Source organism: Bacillus cereus group sp. N11, from assembly GCF_016483605.1.
GTDB classification, from domain to species: Bacteria; Bacillota; Bacilli; order Bacillales; family Bacillaceae_G; genus Bacillus_A; species Bacillus_A toyonensis.
On record NZ_JAEHBN010000016.1, the window covers coordinates 41,605 to 61,631 of the forward strand.

Consider the following 20,027-nt stretch of genomic DNA (forward strand, 5'->3'; position numbering starts at 1 on the left):
TGTATGTATAAAACTTCCGAATTGCTTAATAAGTTAATAGTGTAATAGGGGAATGTTCCCTGTTAAAAGGAGGAACACAATGGAATACGTAATTGAGATGAATAACATTACGAAAGTATTCCCAGGCATTGTAGCGAATGATGATATTACGCTGCAAGTAAAGCAGGGAGAAATACATGCTTTACTTGGAGAAAATGGTGCAGGGAAATCCACATTGATGAATGTACTATTTGGTTTGTACCAGCCAGAACAAGGTGAAATTAAAATTAAAGGAAAAACTGTAAAGATTACAAATCCGAATATAGCAAATGACCTTGGTATTGGAATGGTACATCAGCACTTTATGCTTGTTCATAATTTTACAGTTACAGAGAATATTATTCTCGGAAACGAACCGAAGAAAAAAGGGAAAATTGCTGTTGAGGAAGCTGCTAAAGAAATTCAAAAACTGTCTGAACAATACGGTTTAGCTGTAGATCCATATGCGAAAATACAAGATATTTCTGTCGGTATGCAACAGCGTGTTGAGATTTTAAAAACACTTTACCGCGGGGCAGAAATTTTAATATTTGATGAACCGACAGCTGTGTTAACACCACAAGAAATTCATGAGCTAATTCAAATTATGAAAAAGCTTGTGCAAGAAGGGAAATCTATTGTTCTTATTACACATAAGTTGAAAGAAATTATGGAAGTTTGCGATCGTTGTACGATTATTCGTAAAGGAAAAGGGATTGGAACGGTTGACGTTGCAAATACGGATGAAAATAAACTTGCAGAATTAATGGTCGGACGTCAAGTGAATTTTAAAACAGAAAAAATAGACGCGAAGCCAAAAGAAGAGGTACTTTCAATTGCAAACCTTGTTGTTCACGATGCACGTCAACTACCTGCTGTAAAAGGCCTTGACTTAACTGTTCGTGCGGGGGAAATTGTTGGTATTGCAGGAATTGATGGAAACGGACAAAGTGAATTAATAGAAGCAATTACTGGTTTACGAAAAGTTGAGTCAGGTTCTATTGCAATTAAAGGGAAAGAAATAACAAATTGGCCTGTTAGAAAAATAACAGAAGAAGGAATTGGTCATATTCCAGAAGATCGTCATAAACACGGACTCGTTCTTGATTTTTCTGTTAGAGATAATATAGTTTTGCAAACGTACTATAAAAATCCGTTTTCAAAGAAAGGGATTTTAAATTTCAGCAAAATTACAGAAAAAGCAAAGGCACTTATTGAACAGTTTGATGTACGTACACCTAGTGAGCAAACGTTAGCTCGTGCACTATCTGGGGGAAATCAGCAAAAGGCAATTATTGCACGTGAAGTAGACCGTGATCCAGATTTATTAATTGCTGCACAGCCGACACGTGGTTTAGATGTAGGGGCAATTGAATTTATTCATAAGAGATTAATAGAGCAAAGAGATAAAGGAAAAGGTGTATTACTTTTATCACTAGAGTTAGAGGAAATTTTAAATGTTAGCGATCGAATTGCTGTTATTTATGAAGGAACAATTGTAGCAATAGTTGATGCGAAAGAAACGAATGAACAACAGCTTGGATTGTTAATGGCTGGAGGAACAAAGAAGGAGCAGGTGGGTACAAATGGCTAAAAAACTTTTAACAGAACGAACGATAAATATTTTAGTCCCAGTACTATCCGTTATTTTTGGCTTACTTGTAGGAGCGATTGTAATGCTAGTTAGTGGCTATGACCCAATTGTTGGTTATAGTGCACTTTGGACAGGCATGTTCGGCAGTCCAAGTGCGATTGGTGAAACACTTCGTACAATGATACCGCTTATTCTTGCTGGTTTATCGGTGGCGTTTGCATTTCGTACAGGTTTATTTAATATCGGGGTAGAGGGTCAATTGTTAGTTGGTTGGCTTGCAGCGGTTTGGTTCGGTTATGCAGTCTCGCTACCAGCTGTTCTTCACATTCCATTATCTATTTTATTCGCGGCGTTAGTAGGCGGAATCTGGGGTTTCATCCCTGGATATTTAAAGGGAAAGTTTCAAGTTAATGAAGTTATTGTAACAATTATGATGAACTATATCGCGTTATATGTAACATATGATATTATTAAGCGCTTTTTACACGAGGGTAATGATAAAACGTACGACATTAAAGAGAGTGCGTCATTATCTTCAGACTGGCTTGCATCCATTACTGACGGTTCACGCCTTCACTGGGGAATTATTGTAGCAATTTTAATCGCTATTTTAATGTGGTTCTTATTAGATCGAACAACTTTAGGTTATGAATTAAAGTCAGTAGGATTTAATCAACATGCTTCTCAATATGCAGGGATGAAAGTTTCTCGTAATGTAGTATTTTCCATGACAATTGCTGGTGCGTTCGCAGGGATTGGTGGAGCGATGGAAGGATTAGGAACATTCCAAAGCATGACAGCGATGTCCTCCTTTACAGGGGTAGGGTTTGACGGGATTGCCGTAGCCTTACTTGGAGGAAATAATCCGTTTGGTATTATCCTTTCAGCTTTATTATTTGGTGGTTTGAAAAGTGCTTCCCCTCAAATGAACTTTGAGGCAGATGTGCCATCAGAGCTTATAAACGTAATTATTGCATGTATCATCTTCTTTGTTGCATGTAGTTATGTGTTAAGATGGGCGCTTACACGCATGAGCAAGGAGGGGAAATAAATGAGCTTTTTAGATATATTAGCCATTCTTGTGACGGGTACGTTATATACATCGGCACCTATAATTTTCACAGCACTAGGTGGTGTATTTAGTGAACGATCGGGTGTTGTAAATATCGGATTAGAAGGACTAATGCTATTTGGTGCATTTATTGGAGTTGTTACAAACTTATTAATGGGTGATACTTGGGGAACGATGACTCCGTGGATTGCGTTATTGTTTGCGGCAATTGGTAGTGGTTTATTTGCATTACTTCATGCAGTAGCATCTATTACATTCCGAGCGGATCAAGTTGTAAGTGGTGTAGCAATTAACTTCTTATCTCTTGGTTTAACAGTATTTGCAATTAAGAAGATCTTTGATAAAGGGCAGACTGACTTTATTCAGTACCGTATTGAAAAGATTGATATTCCAGGTCTTTCGGATATTCCGGTTATAGGGAAAATATTCTTTTCAAATGTACCAATAACGTCGTATATTGCGATTATTTTAGCATTTGTTGTTTGGTATGTTATTTATAAAACACCGTTTGGTCTTCGATTGCGTGCTGTTGGTGAACACCCAATGGCAGCGGATACGATGGGGATTAACGTATATAAAATGCGCTATATCGGCGTTTGTATATCAGGGGTGTTTGCCGGAATTGGTGGAGCGATTTTTGCAATGTCCATTTCTAATAACTTCTCAGGGGCAACTATTACAGGACAAGGTTTCTTAGCTTTAGCTGCTATGATCTTTGGGAAGTGGAATCCGCTAGGCGCACTGGGTGCAGCTCTATTCTTTGGTTTTGCTCAGTCTCTTAGTGTAACGGGTGGAACAATTCCTGTATTAGACCAGATTCCAAGTGTTTTATTAACGATATTACCGTATGTATTCACAATATTAGCACTTGTCGGTTTTGTAGGTCGTTCTGAAGCTCCGAAAGCATTAGGAACTCCTTATGAAAAAGGAAAACGATAAGTAATTTGTAAGTAGAAAAAAGCTCGCACATTAGTGTGAGCTTTTTTACATAGAATATATGTAATACGAAATTTTACTATGTTCCTTACATATTATAGTTTTTAGAAAAAGTCATTTGTAAGCATAATAAGGAAGAAAAATTGGTTTTTTATTTCTAAAAACTGTATATTGAAGAGGAATATTCCTATATACGTAAAGGAGGGCTATAAATGAAACTAATGGAACAACAATTACATGAGTTAGGTGGTTTGCGAGTACATATTATTCCGACTGATAAATATAAAACAAATACCTTTGTATTTCGTTTTAAAGCACCTTTAAATGAGGAGACGGTGACAGAGCGTGCCCTATTGCCATACGTATTGCAAAGTGCGACAGAAAAACTTCCTTCTGTAATTCGTCTACGTCAATATTTAGAAGAATTATACGGATCGTCTTTGGGAGTAGATGTAAGTAAAAAAGGGGAAGACCATATCATCTCCATTTATGTAGACATTGCAAATGAAGTATATTTACACGATGCACCACCGTTATTTGAAAAAGCGCTTTCTATGTTATCGGATATTGTTTTACATCCAGCAACAGAGGGGAATAGTTTCCTACCTTCTATTGTAGAAAGTGAAAAAAGAGCGCTTTTGCAGAGAATTGAAGCTACTTATGATGATAAAATGCGCTATGCAAATGAGCGTTTAATCGAAGAAATGTGCAAAGTAGAACCGTATCGATTAAGTGCAAATGGAAAAAAAGAGAGTGTTACTTCTATTACAAATGAAAGTCTGTATCAATATTATCAAAAGGTGTTAGCGGAAGATGAAATGGATCTATATATTATTGGTGATATTTCAGAAAACGCAGTTGATCTTGTAAGTAAGTATTTTTCTATTACAGCGCGTCCTGTGAGAGAAAGAAATGTACTCCTTCATAAGCGAAATAATGAAGAAAAAGAAGTTGTTGAAAAACAAGAATTAAAACAAAGTAAATTACACATTGGTTATCGTACGTTTGTCACATATAAAGATGAAGATTATTTCGCGCTGCAATTGTTCAATGGGCTGTTTGGAGGTTTTTCTCATTCAAAGTTATTCGTAAATGTCCGTGAAAAGAATAGTTTAGCGTACTATGCAGCATCAAGATTTGAAAGTCATAAAGGCTTGTTGTTTGTTATGTCAGGGATTGAAGCAAAAAATTATGAAAAAGCAGTTGAAATTATTAAAGAACAAATGCTTGCGATGCAAAATGGTGATTTTTCTGAAGAAGAGATGCATCAAACGAAAAGTGTCATTCAAAATCAAATATTAGAAGCAATTGATACGCCACGTGGATTTGTGGAAATGCTATATCATGGTATTATTTCAGATCGTACACGTCCAGTTGAAGAATGGTTAACAGGTATAGAAAGTGTGACGAAAGAAGAGATTGTGAAAGTTGCTAAAAATATTGAACTAGATACAATTTACTTTTTACAAGGAACGGAGGGAGAATAAATGGAGAAGATTGTTTATGAGCAATTAAAAGAGACGCTCTATTATGAAAAACTTCCGAATGGATTAGATGTATATGTTTTACCGAAGCAAGGATTTAATAAAACATTTGCAACGTTTACGACAAAGTATGGTTCTATGGATAATACATTCGTACCATTAGGTAAAGAAGAAATGATTCGTGTACCTGACGGAATTGCGCATTTTCTTGAGCATAAATTATTTGAAAAAGAAGATCACGATGCTTTTCAATTGTTTAGTAAACAAGGAGCATCGGCAAATGCTTTCACATCCTTTACAAGAACAGCTTATCTTTTTTCATGCACATCAAATGTAGAACAAAATTTAAATACGTTGTTAAATTTCGTACAAGAGCCTTACTTCTCTGAAAAAACTGTTGAAAAAGAAAAGGGGATTATCGGACAGGAAATTCAAATGTATCAAGATAATCCAGATTGGCGCTTATACTTTGGATTAATTGATAGCTTGTTTGTAAAGCACCCCATTAAAATTGATATTGCAGGGACAATCGAGTCTATTAGTAAAATTACGAAAGACCTATTATATGAATGCTACGAAACATTTTATCATCCGAGCAATATGTTACTATTTGTTGTTGGTGCAATTGATCCAGAGGAAACAATGGACTTAGTGCGTGAAAATCAAGCGAAAAAAGATTATAAAAATCAGCCGGAAATTGTACGTTCATTTGAAGATGAACCAAATGAGGTAAATGAAAAGAAGAAAATCATTTCAATGCCTGTACAAACACCGAAATGTTTAGTCGGTATTAAAGCGACAAATTTAAAAGAAAAAGGGAAAGCTCTTTTAAAACAAGAAATCGCGCTTACGTTACTTTTAGATTATTTATTTGGAAAAAGCTCCGTTCATTATGAATCGTTATATAATGAAGGGCTTATTGATGATTCGTTCTCGTATGATTATACGGAAGAGAATAACTTCGGTTTTGCAATGGTTGGCGGTGATACGAAGCAACCGGATGAATTGGAAAAGCGTTTGAAAGATATTTTATTAAACACAAATTATGATCAATTAGATGAGGCAGCATTAGAACGAGTAAAGAAAAAGAAAATTGGTGGCTTTTTACGCTCGTTGAATTCACCGGAATATATTGCAAATCAATTTACGCGATATGCGTTTAATGAATCTAGCTTGTTTGATGCATTGACTGAATTAGAAAGCCTAACTGTTCAAGATTTACAAGAAGTAGCGAAATTATTATTATCAGAAGAAAAAATGAGCGTTTGTCAAGTTTTACCGAAAAAATAAAATTTAAAAGATACCCTCATCTTATCATTGATAAATTGTAAGATGAGGGTATTATTTAGTTATATGAAAAATGAGCTTGTAGAGATAAGAGAGGGTAATTATGAAAAAGTATGCATTAGTAACTGGAGGGAGCGGAGGGATTGGCTCTGCTATTTCAAAACAATTAATTCAAGATGGATATACTGTATATGTTCATTACAATAACAGTGAAGAGAAGGTAAATGAGTTACAGAAGGAATGGGGTGAAGTAATTCCTGTTCAAGCGGATTTAGCTTCTAATGATGGGGCAGAGCAGTTGTGGGGACAAATTGAACATCCTATTGATGTTATCGTATACGCAGCTGGGAAGAGTATCTTTGGATTAGTGACAGATGTAACAAATGATGAGTTGAATTATATGGTAGAACTTCAAGTTAAGAGTGTATATAAATTACTATCAATGGCACTTCCATCTATGATTGGGCGGAGAAGTGGAAATATTGTAGTTGTTTCATCTATATGGGGGCAAATAGGGGCTTCTTGTGAAGTGTTATATTCAATGGTAAAGGGAGCACAAAATTCATATGTGAAAGCTTTAGCAAAAGAGGTTTCTTTAAGTGGATTGCGTGTGAATGCGGTAGCACCAGGTGCAATTGAAACGGAAATGTTAAGTGTCTTTTCTGAAGAAGATAAGATTGGCATTGCTGAAGAGATACCATTAGGCAGAATAGGTTTACCAGAAGAGGTAGCAAAGACAGTTTCATTTCTCGTATCATCAGGAGCATCTTACATAACTGGACAAATTATCGGTGTGAATGGTGGCTGGCATTGTTAAAAAATTCTTACATAAAAAATGAAAAGTTGCACAAATTAAGCATGATTTTATTACTCAATAGTGAGGTGCTTAATTATGTCAGTGTTAGATAATTTTGATCAGTGGAAGAGCTTTTTAGGAGAACGTTTAGAACAAGCGGAAGGAAAAGGGCTTAATAATGGTGCCGTATCAGATATGGCATTTCGTGTTGGCGATTATTTAGCAAATGAAGTAGAAGCGCGTAACGATCAAGAAAAATTGTTGTCTGAGCTTTGGAAAGTTGCTGATGAACAAGAGCAGCATACAATCGCAAATTTAATGGTTAAGTTTGTACAACATAAGTAAAAGTAGAGAGGAGAATCTCCTCTCTACTTTTTTTGTATAATAATTACACGGGAGAGATTATACATTTAGCTTCCCTATTAAGGTGAAATCATATAATATAGTACGTAGGTGTAAAGTAAGCAAGGGGAGTGATCTTGGATGATTGAATGGTATTTTGAATATGAAATACATAAAAACCGACCTGGCTTGCTTGGTGACGTTTCTTCGTTAATCGGTATGCTCGGCATTAATATTGTCACAATTAATGGTGTTGATAATGCACGACGTGGGTTACTCCTTATGTGTGATAATCAAGAGCAGATCTCTAGACTTGAATCAATTTTAAATACGATGGATAACATAACGGTAACGAAATATCGTCCGCCAAAGCTAAGGGATAAACTAGCGGTTAGACATGGTAGGTACATACAACGAGATGCAGATGACAAGAAAACATTTCGTTTTGTGCGTGATGAATTAGGATTACTTGTAGACTTTATGGCGGAAATCATGAAAAAAGAAGGCCATAAACTAATTGGGATACGAGGAATGCCTCGTGTCGGAAAAACAGAATCCATTGTTGCCGCAAGTGTTTGTGCAAATAAACGATGGTTATTTGTATCATCTACTCTCATTAAGCAAACTGTTCGTAGTCAATTGATTGAAGATGAGTATAGCGATGACAATATTTTCATCCTAGATGGAATTGTGTCAACAAAGCGTGCCAATGAAAGGCATTGGCAACTCGTTCGTGAAATTATGAGATTGCCTGCAACGAAAGTTGTGGAACATCCTGATGTATTTGTGAGTCAGTCAGAATACACATTGGATGATTTTGATTATATTATTGAGTTACGTAACGATTATGATGAAGAAATTCAATATAATTTAGTAGATGAAATTGAGCAAGGTACGCAAAATAATTTCTCTATGTTCGACTTTTAAAGAAATATTGAGGTGTTAGTAGTGACAGAATTAGGACAAAAGCTGAAAGAAGCAAGAGAAGCAAAAGGCTTGTCTATTGATCAGCTGCATGAGATTACAAAAATTCAAAAACGCCATTTAGTAGCGATTGAAGAAGGCAATTATGACGTATTGCCAGGAGCTTTTTATGCACGTGCATTCATTAAACAATACGCAGATGCGGCTGGATTAAATGGAGAGGAACTGCTTGTAGAATATCAGAGTACGATACCACAATCTGAAAATCGTGATGTTCCACAAGTATCAACTGGACAAAAAACACAAGAAACAATGCAAAAATCTTCATCATTGCCAATGGCAGATCATATGCCGAAAATCTTAATTGCATTGTTAGTAATCGCATTTGGAGTCGTAGTTTGGTTTGTTATTCAAGCACTGACTGGTAAAGATGACGGACGAGTTCCGGCTACTCAAAGTGAGAAAATTGAAGTTAAAAAAGCAGAAAATTCTCCGCTAGATACGAAGAAAGATGAAGCGAAAGCGGAAGAACCAAAGAAAGAAGAACCAAAGAAAGAAGAACCAAAGAAAGAAGAGCCAAAAAAAGAAGAGCCAAAGAAAGAGGAACCAACTGGACAACAAGAAGTAAAAGTAGTTGGAACAAGTGGTAAGGTATCTACTTTGGAAATTCATAATAATAAAACATTAGAACTGGAAATTTCAGCGAAGGGTACAAGTTATGTAGATGTTAAGGACGATGCGGGTAATGAAATTCTAAACACTACAGTACAAAGTGGTCAAACAGAAAAACGTGATTTATCAACAGCAAAAGAAGTGCGACTTAATATTGGAAATGCAACGAATGTTGAAGTTAAACTGAATGGCCAAGTGGTCGCTTACCCATTGGATCCAGAAAAAGAACTTCACCAAAGATTGGTGATAAAAAACCAAGGGGTAGAGCAACCTGCACAATAACAGTCATCGCTTCGATGACTTTTTTCAATGAACAAATGTTTTTGATATGATGGAGGAATAGCTGTGAATTTACCAAATAAAATTACAATATCTAGAATCTTCTTAATCCCAGTTTTTATGGTAATTATGTTAGCACCCTTTGATTGGGGTTCATACACAATTGGTGATGTAGATCTACCAATTCAACACTTAGTAGGGGCGCTTATCTTTATTATTGCCTCAGCTACAGATTGGATTGATGGACATTACGCAAGAAAGTATAATCTTGTAACAAACTTAGGGAAATTCCTTGACCCGTTAGCAGATAAATTACTTGTTTCGGCAGCACTTATCACATTAGTCGAGATGGGATCTGTACCAGCTTGGATCGTTATAGTAATTATAAGTCGTGAGTTTGCTGTGACAGGTTTACGACTTGTACTTGCTGGAACAGGGGAAGTCGTTGCAGCGAATCAATTAGGGAAAATTAAAACATGGACACAAATTATTGCGATTGCAGCGTATTTATTACACGATGTACCGTTAAATTTAATCCATATTCCAGTTGCTGATATCTTTATATGGATTGCATTAATTTTTACTGTTATTTCAGGATGGGATTATTTCTGGAAAAATAGAGCTGCTTTTGTAAACTCAAAATAGAAGTTTATGGGGGAATTGGGATGAATGCTGAAATTATTGCGGTTGGAACGGAATTATTACTTGGACAAATTGCAAATACAAACGCCCAGTTTTTATCTGAAAAGTTAGCTTCAATTGGCATTAATGTGTACTACCATACTGTAGTTGGAGATAATAACAAACGATTACAGCAGGCGATTGAAGTTGCAGAAGAACGTGCGGACATGCTTATTTTTACAGGTGGATTAGGCCCGACAAAAGATGATTTGACGAAGGAAACAATTGCGTCTAGCTTAGGGGAAGAGCTTGTATATGACGAAAATGCATTAGCATTAATAAGCGATTATTTTAAGCGTACAGGTCGTGAGTTCACTGAAAATAATAAAAAGCAGGCACTCGTTTTGAATGGAGCAACTGTATTTGCAAATGATCACGGTATGGCACCTGGTATGGGTTTAAATAAGAACGGAAAAGTATATATTTTATTACCAGGACCACCGAAAGAAATGAGGCCAATGTATGTAAGTTATGTAGAGCCTTTTTTACGTAACTTTACAACAGGAGAAAACATTTATTCTCGCGTGCTTCGCTTCTTCGGAATTGGGGAATCTCAATTAGAGGTGAAAGTTCAAGATTTAATTGATGGACAAACGAACCCGACAATCGCCCCGCTTGCGAATGATGGAGAAGTGACATTGCGTTTAACTGCGAAGCATCAAAATGCTCATGAAGCGGAGAAACTCATTCAGCATATGGAAGATTTGATTTTAGAAAGAGTAGGAGAATTTTTCTACGGGTATGACCAAGAGTTTCTGCACTATAAGGCGATAGAGTTATTGAAGAAAAAAGGATTAACTTTAGCGTGTGCAGAAAGTTTAACAGGTGGTCTCTTCGGTAATCAAGTAACAGAAAGTGCTGGTGTGTCTTCAGTATTTAAAGGCGGTGTCATTTGTTATCATAATGATGTGAAGCAACATGTTTTACATGTACCTGAGGAAGTGTTGTCTACTGACGGTGCAGTTAGTAAAGAATGTGCTCGTTATCTTGCTGAAAATGTTAAAGAATTATTAAAAGCGGATATCGGAATTAGTTTCACTGGGGTAGCAGGACCAGATGCTTCAGAACATAAAGAGCCGGGAACAGTATTTGTTGGATTGGCGATTAAAGATGAACCAACTGTAGTCTTTCCTCTAAATTTAAGCGGAAGTCGTCAACAAATTAGGGAACGCTCAGCAAAATATGGGTTTTATCATTTGTATAAAAAGCTAGAAGAGATATAAGTCTCTTTTAGCTTTTTTTAATGGTTAAATGCAGTTTTATGTAATGGAAAATAAAAAAATCGAATAAATGTTCGATTTTTGTTGGCAAATTGAATTGAAAATAGGTATAATAAGATTAGCAATTCAGTTAAGGAGGAATTTTGAATGAGTGATCGTCAAGCGGCATTAGATATGGCGTTAAAACAAATAGAGAAGCAATTCGGTAAAGGTTCAATTATGAAATTAGGAGAACAAGCTGAGCGTAGAATTTCTACAATTTCAAGTGGTTCTTTAGCACTTGATGTGGCACTAGGGGTAGGCGGATACCCACGTGGCCGTATTATTGAAATTTACGGACCTGAAAGTTCAGGTAAAACAACAGTTTCATTACATGCAATCGCTGAAGTACAGCGTCAAGGTGGACAAGCAGCGTTTATTGATGCGGAGCATGCAATGGATCCTGTATATGCACAAAAATTAGGCGTTAACATAGATGAATTACTATTATCACAGCCTGATACAGGGGAGCAAGGACTAGAAATCGCAGAAGCACTTGTACGAAGTGGCGCGGTTGACATTATCGTAATTGACTCTGTAGCAGCTCTTGTACCGAAAGCAGAGATCGAAGGAGACATGGGTGACTCACACGTAGGTTTACAAGCACGTTTAATGTCACAAGCACTTCGTAAGCTTTCAGGTGCAATCAATAAATCAAAAACAATCGCAATCTTTATCAACCAAATTCGTGAAAAAGTTGGGGTTATGTTCGGGAACCCAGAAACAACTCCGGGTGGTCGTGCGTTGAAATTCTATTCAACAGTTCGTCTTGAAGTACGTCGTGCTGAGCAATTAAAACAAGGTAACGACATCGTCGGTAATAAAACGAAAGTAAAAGTAGTGAAAAATAAAGTAGCACCACCATTCCGTGTTGCTGAAGTTGATATTATGTACGGAGAAGGTATTTCAAGAGAAGGTGAAATCTTAGATATGGCTTCTGAACTTGATATCGTTCAAAAGAGTGGTGCTTGGTACTCGTATAATGAAGAACGTTTAGGACAAGGTCGTGAAAATTCAAAACAATTCTTAAAAGAGAATACGGATTTAAGAGAGGAAATTGCCTTCTTTGTTCGTGATCATCACGGAATTGGTGAAGACTCAGGTGTGGAAGACACGGAAGATTCAACTCTTCAAGATTAAAAAATAAAAGACACGGTCCCGTGTCTTTTATTTTTTTACCTTCTATTAAAATCGTGTATATCGCAGTAGTTAAAAAATTTTTTTTGACTCAAACGGGATGTGTAAAGAGGGATATTCATATGTTTTAAGGGAATAAAATGGTATTTACTAAGGTTTTCCAGGATAATATGCTATCAATTTTTCAAATTCAGATAACATTCAGGACTGAAGGTAAAGAAAGTAAAAGTAGACAACGCTTGACAATGAAAATTCCGATAGATACAATGAGAATGTATATTTTTTCTTATATACGATATACTCTTCTCAAGAAGAGAAGTAATATTCGGAGTAAGGTTTAAATCTTGCCGAAATAATAATATGACATTTTAATTGTGAAATGAAGAAAGTCCCTTAAAAAAGCGGGACGACGGTCTTTGCTGTATGTTGTAATTCAATGTACATGCCGACAGTCTTTTTTCATTCATAGCAAGGGGAGGTGAAATCATGACGAGTACAGTTTGGATACTCATCTCCATTTTGCTTGCAACAGTCGGTGCAGTTGTTGGCTTTTTTGTTCGAAAGTCTATTGCTGAAGCGAAGATTAATGGTGCGGCTAATGAAGCGAGACGTATTTTAGACGAAGCGAATCGTGATGCTGAAGCACTTAAGAAAGAAGCGCTTTTAGAAGCAAAGGATGAAATTCATACACTTCGTACAGAAGCTGAATTAGAAATTCGTGACCGTAGAAGCGAATTACAAAAACAAGAAAATCGTTTAATGCAAAAAGAAGAGAACCTTGATCGTAAAGACGAAACGCTCGATAAACGCGAGCAGCAGTTAGAGAAGAAAGAGGATTCTCTTGTAGCGAGACAACAACAGATTGAAGAGTTGGAAAGCAAAGTGGGAGAGTTAGTTCAAAAGCAACAAACAGAATTAGAGCGCATTTCCAATCTGACACGCGAACAAGCGAAAGCAATTATTCTTGGTAAAGTAGAAAGTGAAGTTTCTCATGAAATCGCTGTTATGGTAAAAGAAAGTGAAGTTCGCGCGAAAGAAGAAGCGGATAAGAAAGCAAAAGAGATTTTATCTCTTGCAATGCAAAGATGTGCAGCTGATCATGTTGCTGAAACAACCGTTTCGGTTGTAAATCTTCCAAATGACGAAATGAAGGGACGTATTATCGGGCGTGAAGGTCGTAATATTCGTACGTTAGAAACGTTAACGGGTATTGACTTAATTATCGATGATACACCAGAGGCAGTAATCCTTTCTGGATTCGACCCAATTCGTCGTGAAACAGCTCGTATCGCTCTTGATAAACTAGTACAGGACGGACGTATTCACCCAGCGCGTATTGAAGAGATGGTCGAAAAATCAAGACGTGAAGTGGACGAGTATATTCGCGAAGTCGGAGAGCAAACAACGTTTGAAGTGGGTGTTCACGGATTACATCCAGATTTAATTAAGATTTTAGGTCGTTTGAAATACCGTACAAGTTACGGACAAAACGTCTTAAAACACTCTATGGAAGTTGCATATTTAACTGGACTTATGGCAGCAGAGCTTGGTGAGGATGAAAAACTAGCAAGACGTGCAGGTCTATTACATGATATCGGGAAAGCTATTGATCATGAAGTAGAAGGTAGTCACGTTGAAATTGGTGTTGAACTTGCGACGAAATATAAAGAGCATCCTGTAGTTATAAACAGTATTGCATCTCACCATGGTGACACAGAACCAACTTCTATCATTGCAGTTTTAGTTGCAGCAGCAGATGCATTATCAGCTGCAAGACCGGGAGCTCGTAGTGAAACGCTTGAAAACTACATTCGTCGTCTTGAAAAGTTAGAAGAGATTTCAGAGTCTTATGAAGGCGTTGAAAAATCATTCGCAATTCAAGCAGGACGTGAAGTTCGTATTCTGGTAAAACCAGATACAATCGATGACTTAGAAGCTCATCGTTTAGCTCGTGATATTCGAAAACGTATTGAAAATGAACTGGATTACCCAGGACATATTAAAGTAACTGTTATTCGTGAAACACGTGCAGTGGAATACGCAAAATAAAGTGGTGAAACACCACTTTATTTTTTTGTGTTGGAATTGGATAAAATAAAGAAAATCAAGTGAAACAAACTTATAATAAATTTGTTGTAAGGAAATTGCTTGAAGTTATAGTAATAAAAAATGTAGTACATAGAAAGGGTAAGACATATGAGAATATTATTTGTTGGGGATGTAGTAGGATCTCCTGGTAGAAGTATGATTCAACAATACGTACCGGCGTTAAAGAAAAAATATACACCTACAGTAACAATCATTAATGGAGAAAATGCAGCAGGTGGGCGTGGTATTACAGAAAAAATTTATCGAAACTTTTTAGAGTGCGGCGCACAAGCGGTTACACTTGGAAACCATGCTTGGGATAATCGTGAGGTATTTGAATTTATTGATGATGCAAAATATCTTGCAAGACCAGCTAACTTCCCAGAAGGAACACCGGGAAAAGGTCTTATATTTGTGAATTGTAATGGAACAGAAGTTGCAGTTATTAACTTACAAGGGCGTACGTTCCTTCCTCCGATTGATTGTCCATTTCGAAAAGTGGATGAATTAATTAACATTGCGAAAAAACGTACGAATATTATCTTTGTTGATTTTCATGCGGAAACTACAAGTGAAAAACAAGCGCTAGGTTGGTATGTAGATGGTCGTGCTACAGCGGTAGTAGGTACACATACTCATGTACCTACAGCAGATAATCGTATTTTACCAAGCGGAACAGCATACATTACAGATGTTGGTATGACAGGCCCGTATGACGGAATTTTAGGTATGGATAGAGAAGCGGTCTTGAAGAAGTTTTTAACAAACTTACCGGTAAGATTTGAAGTGACGAATGGTAGAACACAATTAAGTGCAGTGCTAATTGATGTGGATCCGAATACAGGAAAAGCAAAGAAAATTGAGCGCATTTTAATTAATGACGATCAACCATTTTTTGAGTAAATCTCCGTAAAGATTTAGATAAGTTATTATATTTTAATTTTTTAGAAAAATTACGAAAATTTAGCAGGAATACGCGCCATTCCTCGTGAATATAAGTTAAAGTGATATAATTGCTAATACTTTTTAAAGAAACGAGGAGGAAACGCGGAATGGAAATATTAAAAGTTAAAGCAACGTCGGTCCCTAATTCTGTAGCTGGTGCACTTGCAGGTGTTATTCGCGAACGCGGAACAGCAGAAATTCAAGCTATTGGTGCAGGTGCATTGAACCAAGCGGTAAAAGCAGTAGCAATTGCAAGAGGGTTTGTAGCGCCTAGTGGTTTGGACCTGATTTGTATCCCAGCGTTTACAGATATTATGATTGATGGGGAAGAGCGTACAGCAATAAAATTAATTGTAGAACCTCGTTAAGTTTAAACAACCTGTTTGCAGTATGCAAACAGGTTATTTTTATAGTGGAGGAATGAAAATGAAAATTTTTGATGCTCATTGTGATGTACTCTTACAGTTATGGATTGCAAAGGGGAAAAAGAATTTTAAAAATGATTCACAATTACATATTACATTTGAACAATTAAAGAAAAGAAAAGGAAGTATACAATGTTTTGCTATATATGTGCCAGAAACAGTAGCATATGAAAAACGTTTTGAAGCGGCATTACAAATGATAGATATTTTTTATAATGAAATTTTATCGCTACCAGGTGTGAAGTTGATCCGAACGAAAGCTGATATAAGTATGTTAAAACAGGACGAGATTGGAGCTCTTTTAACATTAGAAGGATGCGAAGCAATTGGAAAAGAGGCGATGAAATTACGTTTGTTTTATCAATTAGGTGTACGTTCCTTTGGATTAACATGGAACTATGCGAATTTGTTAGCTGATGGGGCGCTAGAGACACGTGGAGCAGGCTTAACTACTTTCGGTAGACAAGTTGTACAAGAACTTAATACGTTACATTTATGGACCGATCTGTCCCATTTAAATGAGAGAAGTTTTTGGGATGTGATAGAAATTGCAAATAATCCTATTGCATCTCACTCAAATTGCTATAAACTGTGTGACCATCCACGTAATTTAAATGAGGAACAAATTCAATTCCTTATAAAGCGAAATGGCATGATTGGTGTCACTTTTGTACCTCAGTTTCTTACAAATGAAAAACAAGCGAATATTACAGATATAATAAAACATATCGATTATATTTGTTCGCTAGGTGGAGAAAACAACATAGGGTTTGGTTCAGATTTTGATGGGATTTTAGAAACAGTTGTAAATGTATCGGTGTATGAAGATTATGAAAATGTAATTAATGAACTATATAAACACTATGCTGCATCAACTGTAGAACGATTTTTGTATGATAACTTTGTTGAACATATAAGTTTTTAAGTGTTTTGTTTTAAAAAATCAGAAAAATTAAAATAAATCCAATTGATATTATTGCTTTTTTTAGGACCTAATACTAGAATGAAAAACGAAATAGCTTTATACTTAAGATTCAGGGAAATCAGAAGAGGCATAATTTGCGTCCGTTGTAGTTTATTTGCATAAAAAATGCTAAACTAATACTGTAAAAAAATACACTACAATGAATGCAGCCAAAAGGGGTGTAGGAGATGATTAGTCAACTTTCATGGAAAGTTGGAGGCCAACAAGGTGAAGGAATTGAAAGTACAGGGGAAATCTTCTGTATAGCATTAAACCGATTAGGATATTACCTATACGGTTACCGCCACTTCTCATCACGTATAAAAGGCGGCCATACAAATAATAAAATTCGCGTAAGTACAACAGAAGTACGTGCGATCTCAGATGACTTAGATATTTTAATTGCTTTTGATCAAGAAACAATTGATTTTAACTTCCACGAACTACGTCCAGGCGGAATTGTCGTTGCGGATGCGAAATTTAATCCAACAATACCTGACAATACAGATGTAAATTTATATGTGATACCGTTTACAGATATTGCTTCAGAATTAGGTACATCATTAATGAAAAACATGGTTGCTGTTGGAGCATCAAGTGCGGTATTAGGTTTAGACGAAACAGCTTATTTGGATGTTGTTGAAGAAATCTTTGGTCGTAAAGGAGAGCAAGTCGTTCAAAAGAATATGGACGCAATTAAACGTGGCTCTCAATATATGAAAGAATTGCTAGGTGAGAAAGTAAACATGATGCAGCTTGAAAAAGCTGATGGTAAGAAACGCATGTTTATGATTGGAAACGATGCAATCGCATTTGGTGCGGTAGCTGGTGGCGCTCGTTTTATGTCAGCATATCCAATCACACCTGCATCTGAAATTATGGAATACTTAATTAAAAAATTGCCTAAAGTCGGCGGAACAGTAATCCAAACTGAGGATGAAATCGCAGCTTGTACAATGGCAATTGGCGCAAACTATGCTGGTGTTCGTACATTAACAGCATCTGCAGGGCCTGGTCTTTCTTTAATGATGGAAGCGATTGGTTTAGCAGGTATTACAGAAACACCGCTAGTAATTGTTGATACGCAACGTGGTGGTCCAAGTACGGGGTTACCAACGAAACAAGAGCAGTCTGATTTAATGGCGATGATTTACGGTACGCATGGTGAAATTCCAAAAATCGTAATGGCGCCAAGTACAGTGGAAGAAGCTTTCTATGATATTGTAGAAGCGTTTAACTTAGCTGAAGAATATCAAGTGCCTGTTATTTTCTTAACGGATTTACAGCTTTCTTTAGGTAAACAAACTGTAGAACCGCTTACGTTAGATAAAGTGGAAATTCGTCGCGGTAAGCTGGATTTAGAAGCAGAATTACCAGAACGTGAAAATAAAGCATACTTCAAGCGTTATGAAGTAACAGAAGATGGCGTTTCACCACGTGTTTTACCTGGTATGAAAAATGGTATTCACCATGTTACAGGTGTAGAACATGATGAAACTGGTAAACCATCTGAATCGGCAATAAACCGTAAAGATCAAATGGACAAACGTTTCCGTAAAATGGAGAACTTGAAGTTTAATACCCCTGTTTATAAAAATGTTAAGCATGAGGAAGCAGATGTATTGCTTGTTGGATTTAACTCAACTCGTGGTGCGATCGAAGAGGCAATGGAGCGTTTAGAACAAGAGGGTATGAAAGTAAACCATGCTCAAATCCGTTTAATTCACCCGTTCCCGAAAGCTGAAATCGATCCACTTGTGAAAAATGCAAAACGTGTTGTAGTTGTAGAAAACAACGCGACTGGTCAGCTTGCTAACATTATGAAAATGAATCTTGGTAGTGGTGAGAAAATTTCTAGTCTTTTAAAATATGATGGAAACCCATTCTTGCCAAAAGAGATTTACAATGAATGCAAAAAAGGGGTTGTATTAAATGGCAACATTTAAGGACTTTCGTAACAGTGTAAAACCAAACTGGTGCCCAGGTTGCGGAGACTTTTCGGTGCAAGCTGCAATTCAGCGTGCGGCAGCTAACGTTGGCTTAAATCCAGATGAACTTGCTGTTGTTTCTGGTATTGGTTGTTCAGGTCGTATATCAGGTTATATTAATTCATATGGTGTGCATAGTATTCATGGACGTGCCCTTCCGATTGCACAAGGTGTGAAAATGGCAAATCGTGATTTAACAGTTATCGCATCAGGTGGTGACGGTGATGGATTTGCGATTGGTATGGGACATACAATCCATTCTATTCGTAGAAACATTGACATTACGTATATAGTAATGGATAACCAAATTTACGGATTAACAAAAGGCCAAACTTCACCACGTAGTGAAGCTGGATTTAAAACGAAAAGTACACCACAAGGTTCGATTGAACCATCATTAAATGTTATGGAAATGGCATTAACAGCTGGTGCAACATTTGTGGCGCAAAGCTTTTCAAGTGATTTAAAAGAATTAACGCAAATTATTGAAGCTGGTATTAACCATAAAGGGTTCTCATTAATTAATGTATTTAGTCCATGTGTTACTTATAATAAAGTAAATACGTACGATTGGTTCAAAGAGAACTTAACGAAACTAAGTACAGTAGAGGGATATGATCCATCTAATCGCATGATGGCTATGCAAACATTAATGGAAAATAACGGATTAGTAACAGGTTTAATTTATCAAAATACTGCGCAACCATCATATCAAGAACTTGTAAAAGGCTATAGTGAAAAGCCATTAGTACAAGCTGATTTAAATATGGATCAGAAAATGTTTGATGAGCTTGTTGCTGAATTTATGTAACGATTAGAAGGTTGCCATTTGGCAACCTTTTTTTACTGAATGAAAAATATAGGATAGCTTTGTTTACTTAGAAAATTCAGAATGGTAAAATAATATAAGGATCGTTGTATGGAAATGGCAAGTTCATTGCTTATGAAATGTAAGATAAGGCAGGGCCTATTCCTTGTTAAAATTGGCTAAACGCTTCATACTATGGTAATGTGTATAGGGATAAAGCAATATGCTTTTGGGTAGGACAAGATGAAATAATAAAAAGGGAATGTCTATTTGTGTGGGGAAGACTTCATTCTTACGGATGATTAGATCGATTACTCAAGTTTCAAAG

The 20,027-nt window shown here is 36.5% G+C and carries 18 protein-coding genes; all 18 read left to right on the forward strand.

Annotation, left to right across the window (positions count from 1 at the left end):
• Positions 1–79 precede the first annotated feature (79 nt).
• Positions 80–1,612 carry an ABC transporter ATP-binding protein gene (locus JDS98_RS23240; RefSeq protein ID WP_000456934.1) on the forward strand — a complete coding sequence of 511 codons (1,533 nt, stop codon included), beginning with the start codon at positions 80–82 and terminating at the stop codon, positions 1,610–1,612.
• Positions 1,605–2,663: an ABC transporter permease gene (locus JDS98_RS23245; RefSeq protein ID WP_001085263.1), complete on the forward strand. Its 1,059-nt coding sequence runs from the start codon at positions 1,605–1,607 to the stop codon at positions 2,661–2,663. The genes JDS98_RS23240 and JDS98_RS23245 overlap by 8 nt, the downstream gene beginning before the upstream one ends.
• Positions 2,664–3,623 (forward strand): ABC transporter permease, encoded by a 960-nt coding sequence (locus tag JDS98_RS23250; RefSeq protein WP_000008852.1) that lies wholly within the window; start codon positions 2,664–2,666, stop codon positions 3,621–3,623.
• A gap of 209 nt (positions 3,624–3,832) precedes the next feature.
• Positions 3,833–5,107, forward strand: coding sequence for an EF-P 5-aminopentanol modification-associated protein YfmF (yfmF, locus tag JDS98_RS23255; protein ID WP_000772425.1), 1,275 nt, complete (start codon positions 3,833–3,835; stop codon positions 5,105–5,107).
• Positions 5,108–6,394: an EF-P 5-aminopentanol modification-associated protein YfmH gene (gene yfmH / locus JDS98_RS23260; protein ID WP_000411962.1), complete on the forward strand. Its 1,287-nt coding sequence runs from the start codon at positions 5,108–5,110 to the stop codon at positions 6,392–6,394.
• Positions 6,395–6,494: 100 nt separating this feature from the next.
• The gene (gene ymfI, locus JDS98_RS23265; protein WP_097957668.1) at positions 6,495–7,208 is read left to right on the forward strand and encodes an elongation factor P 5-aminopentanone reductase; all 714 of its coding nucleotides are present in this window, start codon (positions 6,495–6,497) and stop codon (positions 7,206–7,208) included.
• Between the two features lie 75 nt (positions 7,209–7,283).
• Positions 7,284–7,532: a DUF3243 domain-containing protein gene (locus JDS98_RS23270; RefSeq protein ID WP_000114447.1), complete on the forward strand. Its 249-nt coding sequence runs from the start codon at positions 7,284–7,286 to the stop codon at positions 7,530–7,532.
• A gap of 138 nt (positions 7,533–7,670) precedes the next feature.
• A complete protein-coding gene (locus JDS98_RS23275) occupies positions 7,671–8,456 on the forward strand; it encodes a DUF3388 domain-containing protein (protein ID WP_000574107.1) in 786 nt (261 codons plus the stop codon).
• 21 nt (positions 8,457–8,477) lie between these two features.
• On the forward strand, positions 8,478–9,407 hold the full coding sequence (locus JDS98_RS23280) for a helix-turn-helix domain-containing protein (RefSeq protein ID WP_000137454.1): 930 nt from the start codon (positions 8,478–8,480) through the stop codon (positions 9,405–9,407).
• Positions 9,408–9,470: 63 nt separating this feature from the next.
• Entirely contained in the window at positions 9,471–10,049 is a 579-nt protein-coding gene (pgsA, locus tag JDS98_RS23285) for a CDP-diacylglycerol--glycerol-3-phosphate 3-phosphatidyltransferase (protein WP_001052980.1), read from the forward strand.
• A gap of 20 nt (positions 10,050–10,069) precedes the next feature.
• Positions 10,070–11,308 carry a competence/damage-inducible protein CinA gene (gene cinA, locus JDS98_RS23290; protein WP_087969816.1) on the forward strand — a complete coding sequence of 413 codons (1,239 nt, stop codon included), beginning with the start codon at positions 10,070–10,072 and terminating at the stop codon, positions 11,306–11,308.
• A 144-nt stretch (positions 11,309–11,452) separates the two neighbouring features.
• The gene (gene recA, locus JDS98_RS23295) at positions 11,453–12,484 is read left to right on the forward strand and encodes a recombinase RecA (protein ID WP_001283854.1); all 1,032 of its coding nucleotides are present in this window, start codon (positions 11,453–11,455) and stop codon (positions 12,482–12,484) included.
• Positions 12,485–12,967: 483 nt separating this feature from the next.
• On the forward strand, positions 12,968–14,530 hold the full coding sequence (rny, locus tag JDS98_RS23300) for a ribonuclease Y (RefSeq protein ID WP_000204910.1): 1,563 nt from the start codon (positions 12,968–12,970) through the stop codon (positions 14,528–14,530).
• A 147-nt stretch (positions 14,531–14,677) separates the two neighbouring features.
• Entirely contained in the window at positions 14,678–15,472 is a 795-nt protein-coding gene (locus JDS98_RS23305) for a TIGR00282 family metallophosphoesterase (protein ID WP_001221099.1), read from the forward strand.
• Between the two features lie 149 nt (positions 15,473–15,621).
• On the forward strand, positions 15,622–15,882 hold the full coding sequence (spoVS, locus tag JDS98_RS23310; RefSeq protein ID WP_000404341.1) for a stage V sporulation protein SpoVS: 261 nt from the start codon (positions 15,622–15,624) through the stop codon (positions 15,880–15,882).
• Positions 15,883–15,940: 58 nt separating this feature from the next.
• Positions 15,941–16,864, forward strand: coding sequence for a dipeptidase (locus tag JDS98_RS23315; protein WP_097957671.1), 924 nt, complete (start codon positions 15,941–15,943; stop codon positions 16,862–16,864).
• 227 nt (positions 16,865–17,091) lie between these two features.
• Positions 17,092–18,849, forward strand: coding sequence for a 2-oxoacid:acceptor oxidoreductase subunit alpha (locus tag JDS98_RS23320; RefSeq protein WP_000625412.1), 1,758 nt, complete (start codon positions 17,092–17,094; stop codon positions 18,847–18,849).
• The gene (locus JDS98_RS23325) at positions 18,836–19,702 is read left to right on the forward strand and encodes a 2-oxoacid:ferredoxin oxidoreductase subunit beta (protein ID WP_000190161.1); all 867 of its coding nucleotides are present in this window, start codon (positions 18,836–18,838) and stop codon (positions 19,700–19,702) included. Before JDS98_RS23320 ends, JDS98_RS23325 begins: the two co-directional genes overlap by 14 nt.
• Positions 19,703–20,027: the final 325 nt, after the last annotated feature.

Excerpts from the sequence above, each read along its gene's own strand:
- JDS98_RS23240 (WP_000456934.1), top strand. The coding sequence starts at position 80 with ATGGAATACGTAATTGAGATGAATAACATTACGAAAGTATTCCCAGGC.
- JDS98_RS23245 (WP_001085263.1), top strand. The coding sequence starts at position 1,605 with ATGGCTAAAAAACTTTTAACAGAACGAACGATAAATATTTTAGTCCCA.
- JDS98_RS23250 (WP_000008852.1), top strand. The coding sequence starts at position 2,664 with ATGAGCTTTTTAGATATATTAGCCATTCTTGTGACGGGTACGTTATAT.
- yfmF (WP_000772425.1), top strand. The coding sequence starts at position 3,833 with ATGAAACTAATGGAACAACAATTACATGAGTTAGGTGGTTTGCGAGTA.
- yfmH (WP_000411962.1), top strand. The coding sequence starts at position 5,108 with ATGGAGAAGATTGTTTATGAGCAATTAAAAGAGACGCTCTATTATGAA.
- ymfI (WP_097957668.1), top strand. The coding sequence starts at position 6,495 with ATGAAAAAGTATGCATTAGTAACTGGAGGGAGCGGAGGGATTGGCTCT.
- JDS98_RS23270 (WP_000114447.1), top strand. The coding sequence starts at position 7,284 with ATGTCAGTGTTAGATAATTTTGATCAGTGGAAGAGCTTTTTAGGAGAA.
- JDS98_RS23275 (WP_000574107.1), top strand. The coding sequence starts at position 7,671 with ATGATTGAATGGTATTTTGAATATGAAATACATAAAAACCGACCTGGC.
- cinA (WP_087969816.1), top strand. The coding sequence starts at position 10,070 with ATGAATGCTGAAATTATTGCGGTTGGAACGGAATTATTACTTGGACAA.
- recA (WP_001283854.1), top strand. The coding sequence starts at position 11,453 with ATGAGTGATCGTCAAGCGGCATTAGATATGGCGTTAAAACAAATAGAG.
- rny (WP_000204910.1), top strand. The coding sequence starts at position 12,968 with ATGACGAGTACAGTTTGGATACTCATCTCCATTTTGCTTGCAACAGTC.
- JDS98_RS23305 (WP_001221099.1), top strand. The coding sequence starts at position 14,678 with ATGAGAATATTATTTGTTGGGGATGTAGTAGGATCTCCTGGTAGAAGT.
- spoVS (WP_000404341.1), top strand. The coding sequence starts at position 15,622 with ATGGAAATATTAAAAGTTAAAGCAACGTCGGTCCCTAATTCTGTAGCT.
- JDS98_RS23315 (WP_097957671.1), top strand. The coding sequence starts at position 15,941 with ATGAAAATTTTTGATGCTCATTGTGATGTACTCTTACAGTTATGGATT.
- JDS98_RS23320 (WP_000625412.1), top strand. The coding sequence starts at position 17,092 with ATGATTAGTCAACTTTCATGGAAAGTTGGAGGCCAACAAGGTGAAGGA.
- JDS98_RS23325 (WP_000190161.1), top strand. The coding sequence starts at position 18,836 with ATGGCAACATTTAAGGACTTTCGTAACAGTGTAAAACCAAACTGGTGC.